The following is a 7,526-nucleotide window of genomic DNA, read 5'->3' as shown; positions in this document are numbered from 1 at the left end:
GATGCCGCAAAATCCCGGCTGCTGGCATAGTTTTTACCGTCCCCCAATTTGGTCGCCAGCAGGCTGGCAGTGACTGGGTGAGTTGAGTACGGGAAAACTTCTTGCGTAATAATGGGTTGCCGTGTTTTTCCTGGCAAGGAATATGGAATGAATTCTTACCAAGATCGATACCGATGAGCGTAACGTTTTGCATGATGATCCCTCCAAAAGAAAACCCTGTCAGCTTACCGCTCACAGGGTGGGGGTGACCATCTCATTAAACCGCCGATAAACTGCTTCGGCGGTTGATGGTGTCATTTCAGGGGCGACTTTAGCCCCTGCTACACCGAGTTATTTGACGAACTGCTCGCCTAACTCAATATCTTTGTGCAGGACATCTAGCATGCTTTCCAGCGCTTGTTGTTCAAAAGCACTCAGTTTGCCGATATCTTTACGTTCTGCTACGCCGTTTTTGCCCAATAGAATTGGCTGAGCGAAGAAGCGGGCATATTTGCCATCGCCTTCAACGTAAGAACATTCCACAACATTGCTTTCGCCTTGCAGAGCGCGAACCAAAGAAAGACCAAAGCGTGCAGCAGCTTGCCCCATAGACAGAGTCGCTGACCCGCCACCGGCTTTTGCTTCAACCACTTCAGTACCTGCATTCTGGATACGCTTTGTCAGATCAATAACTTCTTGTTCTGTGAAGCTGATACCTGGAATTTGTGAAAGTAATGGCAGGATGGTCACACCTGAGTGGCCACCAATAACTGGCACTTCGATATCCTGAGGTTGTTTGCCTTTCAGTTCAGCCACAAAGGTGTTTGAGCGGATGGCATCCAGCGTAGTAATACCGAATAATTTGTTTTTGTCGTAAACACCGGCTTTTTTCAGCACTTCAGCTGCGATAGCCACCGTGGTATTCACTGGGTTAGTAATGATACCGATTAATGCTTTCGGGCAAGTACGCGCGATTTGCTCAACCAGATTACGTACGATACCGGCGTTAACATTGAACAGATCTGAACGATCCATACCAGGTTTACGTGCTACACCCGCAGAGATCAGAACAATATCTGCCCCTTCCAGGGCTGGGGTAGCATCTTCACCGCTGAAGCCTTTAATATTAACAGCAGTCGGGATATGGCTCAGATCAACCGCAACACCAGGAGTCACTGGCGCGATATCATATAATGAGAGGTCTGAACCTGAAGGAAGCTGGGTCTTGAGTAGAAGAGCGAGGGCCTGGCCGATACCACCAGCGGCACCGAGAACTGCAACTTTCATCCTATACTCCTTATTATATTTAATTTAAATTTGCCGTGAATTCATCTAGTTACGAACCTTAATTTATTGCGATTTTAAACACAATCTATTAACAGTCAGATTGAGATATCACGCATCAAAAAGGCGCATAAGGTTTGTATATTTTAGAGTAAATCGCTTATTCATTAATGATATAGCGCACATTATTCTAAAATTCCTCGCAGTATTCATGACAGGTTAATCGGCGGTTACATTACACCCTTTTTTCACATCAAAACAACATCATTTTAATAACATTTTAGCTACTCAAACCAAATGTTAATAAAAGCATATTTAGCATAATTGTAACAGTAAGATGATGTTAACATTCCAGCGCACCTTGATATCAGGGCTTTTATCGCCAATACTCCATAGTCATGTTGCATAAAAATTCATTTATATGCATAATAATCCTATTCACGATTGACTGTTCAGGGCATAAACTATGCGTAACCCCGCCAAACAAGAAGATCTTATCAAGGCGTTTAAAGCGTTATTGAAAGAAGAGAAATTCAGTTCTCAAGGTGAAATCGTTTTAGCCTTGCAGGAAGAAGGTTTCGAAAATATTAACCAGTCCAAAGTTTCGCGTATGTTGACCAAATTTGGTGCGGTCAGAACGCGTAATGCAAAAATGGAAATGGTTTATTGTTTACCGGCTGAATTAGGGGTTCCGACCACCAGCAGCCCGCTAAAGAACTTGGTATTAGATGTCGATTATAACGATTCGGTAGTCGTGATTAATACCAGCCCAGGAGCAGCCCAATTGATTGCCCGCATGCTGGACTCATTAGGTAAAGCGGAAGGTATTTTAGGTAGCATTGCCGGTGACGACACCATCTTCACCACGCCGGCCAGAGGTTTCACTGTCGAACAGTTACATGAGGCTATCCTCCGCTTGTTCGAGCAAGAGCTTTAACTCGGCACTTTATCTGGTGCGGCGTGATGCGCCGCATTATGTTTTTGAGCCTGTTCCTCTATTCTCTTTATCATCTGCCCCTTTAACTCTTAACCAGGGTATCCGACTCCCTACTTCTCTCTGCGCCACAAAATAATTCTGTTTTCCTCTTATCAATGGTCAAACCCACCAGACTCTTTCGCACTTTTAGTCAAAAACACTCATTTCATTGAAATCAATATCTTTTTTAACAAACTTGCTGTTTTTTAATCATTTTTTATTCCTTTTAGTTCTTAAAAAGTAATAACCAAGGGTAAAGTGACGCTAAATATTATTAGCGGACTATTAATATTCTCAGTTACTAGATGTATACTCATTTTCGTGACGTAAATCACACTTCCTGTGAAGTGATAAAAGAATAAATAGAGGCAATAATATGAAAGTTAAAACTACTATCGCGACCATGAGCATTCTATCTGCACTGTCATTTGGTGTTTTTGCAGCTGATTCAATCAGCGAAAACCAAGCCACGAACTTACAGCCGATGGGCACTATTACCGTCAGTGGCCTGAATGGCGCACCTTCTGATATTCGTCAGGCGCTGTCTGAGAAAGCCGATGCCATGGGCGCTAAAGCTTACAAAGTGATTGAAGCTCGTGAAGAAAATAATTGGCACGCAACAGCTAAGATTTACAAATAAGATTATGCGCTAAGCATGAAAGTAAATGCCCCGCTCGTAGGGGCATACTTTCCAGCATGATGGTTTATTCAATCTATTGAAACATTCATTTCCAGCATATTGAATAGAGTATCGATTGAAACAAGTTGGCGAATTAAATCAGCACTGCAACAGAATAATCCCTCGTCGTCTATCCGACGAACCCTTTTACCCCCGCTATGCGGGGGATTTTTTTATCCGACTTATTCCTGAGATTGCGCTTCGTGCTCTTCTTTTTTACTCAATTCATTCAATAACTTGTCGTGAATCCCGCCAAAACCGCCATTACTCATCACCAGAATGTGATCCCCTGGTTGCGCTGTTTTGATAACCATATCAACTAACGTATCAATATCAGCACTCCAATGCGCTGGCTGAATACAGGCTTCGGCAACTTCGACGACTTGCCAAGGAATATGCTGCGGCTGGAACAGGAATACTTCATCAGCACGGCCCAATGACGGCGCGAGTTCATTTTTACACATACCTAACTTCATGGTGTTAGAACGCGGTTCTAGTACAGCCAGAATGCGTGCGGTTCCGCCCACTTTGCTGCGCAGGGCCGCCAGTGTTGCGAGAATTGCCGTGGGGTGATGAGCAAAATCATCGTAAACCGTAACACCATGAGCTTCACCGCGTAATTCCAACCGGCGACGCGCATTAATAAAATCACCCAGTGCCCGACAAGCATCTGCCGGTAACACGCCGACATGACGGGCGGCGGCAATGGCCATCAAACCATTATGCATATTATGCTCGCCCACCAATGACCAGCTGACCTCGCCCACTAACTCATTGTCGAGGAACACTTCATAGACACTGGCATCTACCGCAACTTTACGGGCAAACCAACTGCCCGTTTCGCCCACCAGTTCTTGTTCACTCCAGCAGCCCATTGTCATCACTTGTTTCAAATGATTGTCATTATCCGGCACGATAATTTTGCCTGTTCCTGGAACTAAGCGCACCAAATGATGGAATTGCTTCTGGATCGCCTTAAGATCATCAAAGATATCAGCATGATCGAACTCGAGGTTATTCATGACCAAAGTTCTTGGGCTGTAGTGAACAAATTTAGAGCGTTTATCAAAGAAGGCGCAATCATATTCATCCGCTTCAATAACAAAGAATGGGCTATGACCTAAACGGGCGGAGACATCGAAATTACCCGGCACGCCACCAATGACAAAACCGGGCTCATAGCCGCAAGCTTCCAGTATCCAGGTCACCATCCCGGCAGTGGTGGTTTTACCGTGGGTACCGGCGATGGCCAATACCCAGCGCTCTGGCAACACATGATCATGCAGCCATTGTGGGCCAGAAGTATAAGGAATGCCGCGTTCCAATACCGCTTCAACACAGGGATTTCCGCGAGTCATGGCATTGCCGATGATGACGAGATCTGGAGCGGGATCCAGTTGAGCCGGAGAATATCCCTGGATCAAGTTGATCCCTTGATTCTCCAGCAATGTGCTCATCGGTGGATACACGTTAGCATCCGATCCCGTCACTTCATGACCTAATGAGCGAGCAAGCATAGCCAGGCCGCCCATAAAAGTGCCGCAGATACCTAATATGTGAATGCGCATAAATTTTCCGTATTAATAAGCTTCGAGTTTGTCACCATTCTACCGCTCAGAATCAAAGAGAAGAAATGGAATTGCCTATGAATCATTCTCACCTTTGGGCTACACTGCTGCCATTAAGTGAGTTGTTCGTTAATAAATCGATATTTAACCGTAGATTCAGGGATTGTGTCATGAAAACGTTAGGCGAATTCATCGTTGAGAAGCAGCTAGATTTCTCTCACGCCACCGGCGAATTAACTGCATTACTTTCAGCAATCAAACTCGGCGCAAAAATCATTCATCGCGACATCAACAAAGCAGGTCTGGTTGATATTTTAGGTGCGAGCGGTGTTTCAAATATTCAGGGCGAAGACCAGATGAAACTGGACTTGTTTGCCAATGAAAAATTGAAAGCAGCCCTAAAAGCGCGTGGCGAAGTGGCCGGTATCGCTTCCGAAGAAGAAGATGACATTGTTATCTTTGATGGTGGCCGCGCAGAAAATGCCAAATATGTGGTTCTGATGGACCCACTGGATGGTTCTTCAAATATTGACGTGAATGTGTCCGTCGGTACTATTTTCTCCATCTATCGTCGCATCACCCCATTTGGTACACCGATTACTGAAGCTGACTTCCTGCAACCTGGCACCAAACAAGTTGCCGCAGGTTACGTGGTGTACGGTTCTTCAACCATGTTGGTGTATACCACGGGTTATGGCGTCCATACTTTCACTTATGATCCGTCACTGGGTGTTTTCTGTTTATCCGGCGAAAAAGTGCGTTATCCCGCAACCGGTTGCATGTATTCCATCAACGAAGGGAACTACATTAAATTCCCTCTGGGTGTGAAGAAATACATTAAGTATTGCCAGGAGCAGGATGAAGCCACTCACCGCCCTTATACCTCGCGCTATATTGGCTCATTGGTGGCTGACTTCCATCGTAACCTATTGAAAGGCGGGATTTATATTTATCCAAGTACCGCCAGCCATCCGCAAGGGAAACTGCGTTTGCTGTACGAATGCAATCCAATGGCGTTCCTGGCAGAACAAGCTGGCGGGAAAGCCACTGATGGGGTTAACCGCATTCTGGATATCGTGCCGGAGAAACTGCATCAGCGCGCACCTTTCTTCGTCGGGACTAAATCCATGGTGGAAGATGCCGAAGGCTTTATCGCCAAATTCCCGGATGAAGAAGCTCAGTAATATCATAAAAGCCACCTATTGAGTGGCTTGATATTGACGTTTTGTATCCGAGAACAGCGGCCACTAAGCCGCTGTTTTTTATGCCACAATCGCCAGCTCATCACCCTGTAATTTAAATACCGCCATACTGGCTGACAATGCATCAGCTTGCTCCTCCAATGAACGCGTCGCCGCAGCGGCCTGTTCGACCAGTGTCGCGTTCTGCTGCGCAACCTGATCCATTTGAGCAATTGCCACATTCACTTGTTCAATACCGCTACTTTGCTCATAAGAAGCTGCTGATATCTCGCGCATCAATGCAGTCACGCGACTGACTTCATCAGCAATCTCATGCATAGTTTTCCCTGCGGATTCAGCCATATCCGCACCTTCCCGCACACGACTTTGCGACTCCATAATCAAATTTTTAATTTCTTTTGCTGATTGCGCGCTGCGCTGTGCCAGGTTACGAACTTCACCCGCGACCACCGCAAAACCACGGCCCTGCTCACCGGCTCTGGCTGCTTCAACTGCGGCGTTAAGCGCCAGAATGTTAGTCTGAAACGCAATGCCGTCAATGACTGCAATAATATCGGAGATGCGGCGCGAACTGGTGGTAATTGCCTGCATTTTATCAACCACATGGCTGACAACTTTGCTGCCTTTATTGGCGATGTCCGACACACTCATCGCCAGGCGATTAGCCTGATCTGAGTTTTCAGCATTCATTTTCACTGTCGAGGTCAACTGCTCCATACTGGCCGCAGTCTGTTCTAATGAAGATGCCGATTCTTCCGTTCGTTCAGCTAAATGGGTGTTACCTGCGGCTAACTCCCGCGAACCCACCCCAATTTGCCCACCAACATCACGAACATGACTGACCGACACCACCAGAGATTGCTGCATGGTTTCCAGTGCTCTTGCTAGCCGAGCCAATTCCGTGTTGCCTTCACTGTTAATACTGCGGGTTAAATCACCAGCGGCTATATATTCCAACTGATGAATTGATTGCTCCAATGGCCGCAAGATAATGTATTTAAGCGCAAACCAAGCCAACACCGCAGAAGTTAAGGTAATTATCCCCGCAACCACAATGATCGTCAGTTTGATATTGGCGGCACTATTGGCTTTATCAATTTGTAGATGGCCAGCATTCTGCGCATAACTGCGAAAAGCCACGACATCATTATTAAAAGCTTTACTGATAGCAGTAATGCTCTTTTCCAGCACCTCATAATACTCATCCGCATAGCCCGCTTTAATAGCAACCAGCATGGGAGTCACACCCTTATCCACATAATCTTTATAGCTTTTTTGGATATTAGTCGCCAGTGTCTGTCCGTCTCCCCGCTCAGATACCGCGCGAATAAAATGGGCCATCTCTTTTTGTGACAATGCCAATGACTCTTCGGCCTGCCTTGCTGTTTCTAATGATTCATCAATCAGCCCAATTTCTAACTGATGGATTGCCAGCGCGGCTTCAGTTCTGGCGCTTAATGTGGCATTGAAGCTATTCGATAACGACCCCAGTTCCTCTCCCTGGATTTGATTGATAACTTGTAATGCACGTGAGCTTTCTTGAATTGAATTTACGCCAATGATACTAACAACTAATAAAATCAATGACATAAGGCTTAATTGAGCAATAAGCCCATTTTTAATGGTAATCTTTTTTAACATCGGTTTTTTCCGGTTGTGTGCAAATGGTTAAGATTACAAAGTGTTAGCAGTACAGCGGGCGGTCTTATTGCTTGATTAAGTTATCGGCTGTCACAGAGTCGTCTTGAACTATCACCGGGAAAACAGCTTAAAATAGATACATTTAGCTAATGACGGGATTTTATCTCAATGAAATAGCCCTGATTCAGGCAATCTCA

At 45.5% G+C, this 7,526-nt stretch carries 6 protein-coding genes and 1 pseudogene; 3 read left to right on the top strand and 4 right to left on the bottom strand.

Annotated features, from left to right (window positions below):
* Both FTA91_RS20295 and mdh read right to left on the bottom strand, forming a co-directional pair.
* Positions 1 to 193: pseudogene (locus tag FTA91_RS20295) on the bottom strand (hypothetical protein); the annotation flags it as partial.
* 137 nt (positions 194 to 330) lie between these two features.
* Entirely contained in the window at positions 331 to 1,266 is a 936-nt protein-coding gene (mdh, locus tag FTA91_RS06750) for a malate dehydrogenase (RefSeq protein WP_038636841.1), read from the bottom strand.
* 463 nt (positions 1,267 to 1,729) lie between these two features.
* On the opposite strand from mdh, the gene argR reads away from it, so the two are divergent.
* Positions 1,730 to 2,200 carry a transcriptional regulator ArgR gene (argR, locus tag FTA91_RS06745; RefSeq protein WP_050115081.1) on the top strand — a complete coding sequence of 157 codons (471 nt, stop codon included), beginning with the start codon at positions 1,730 to 1,732 and terminating at the stop codon, positions 2,198 to 2,200.
* Positions 2,201 to 2,615: 415 nt separating this feature from the next.
* Positions 2,616 to 2,879: a peroxide/acid stress response protein YhcN gene (gene yhcN / locus FTA91_RS06740; RefSeq protein ID WP_050115079.1), complete on the top strand. Its 264-nt coding sequence runs from the start codon at positions 2,616 to 2,618 to the stop codon at positions 2,877 to 2,879.
* Positions 2,880 to 3,100: 221 nt separating this feature from the next.
* Here yhcN and mpl read toward each other — a convergent pair whose 3' ends face one another.
* Entirely contained in the window at positions 3,101 to 4,486 is a 1,386-nt protein-coding gene (mpl, locus tag FTA91_RS06735; RefSeq protein WP_050115078.1) for a UDP-N-acetylmuramate:L-alanyl-gamma-D-glutamyl-meso-diaminopimelate ligase, read from the bottom strand.
* Positions 4,487 to 4,656: 170 nt separating this feature from the next.
* Between mpl and fbp the strand changes: the two genes are divergently transcribed.
* The gene (gene fbp, locus FTA91_RS06730) at positions 4,657 to 5,670 is read left to right on the top strand and encodes a class 1 fructose-bisphosphatase (RefSeq protein ID WP_004389206.1); all 1,014 of its coding nucleotides are present in this window, start codon (positions 4,657 to 4,659) and stop codon (positions 5,668 to 5,670) included.
* A gap of 78 nt (positions 5,671 to 5,748) precedes the next feature.
* Here fbp and FTA91_RS06725 read toward each other — a convergent pair whose 3' ends face one another.
* Entirely contained in the window at positions 5,749 to 7,329 is a 1,581-nt protein-coding gene (locus tag FTA91_RS06725; RefSeq protein WP_145534394.1) for a methyl-accepting chemotaxis protein, read from the bottom strand.
* Positions 7,330 to 7,526 lie beyond the last annotated feature (197 nt).

The sequence above is a fragment of the Yersinia thracica genome (genome assembly GCF_902170565.1).
GTDB lineage: Bacteria > Pseudomonadota > Gammaproteobacteria > Enterobacterales > Enterobacteriaceae > Yersinia > Yersinia thracica.
This window is presented reverse-complemented; position numbering and strand designations above follow the sequence as displayed.

Bases quoted from the DNA above. Each gene is read 5' to 3' on its own strand.
- yhcN (WP_050115079.1), top strand. From the start codon at position 2,616: ATGAAAGTTAAAACTACTATCGCGACCATGAGCATTCTATCTGCACTG.
- argR (WP_050115081.1), top strand. From the start codon at position 1,730: ATGCGTAACCCCGCCAAACAAGAAGATCTTATCAAGGCGTTTAAAGCG.
- FTA91_RS06725 (WP_145534394.1), bottom strand. From the start codon at position 7,329: ATGTTAAAAAAGATTACCATTAAAAATGGGCTTATTGCTCAATTAAGC.
- mpl (WP_050115078.1), bottom strand. From the start codon at position 4,486: ATGCGCATTCACATATTAGGTATCTGCGGCACTTTTATGGGCGGCCTG.
- fbp (WP_004389206.1), top strand. From the start codon at position 4,657: ATGAAAACGTTAGGCGAATTCATCGTTGAGAAGCAGCTAGATTTCTCT.
- mdh (WP_038636841.1), bottom strand. From the start codon at position 1,266: ATGAAAGTTGCAGTTCTCGGTGCCGCTGGTGGTATCGGCCAGGCCCTC.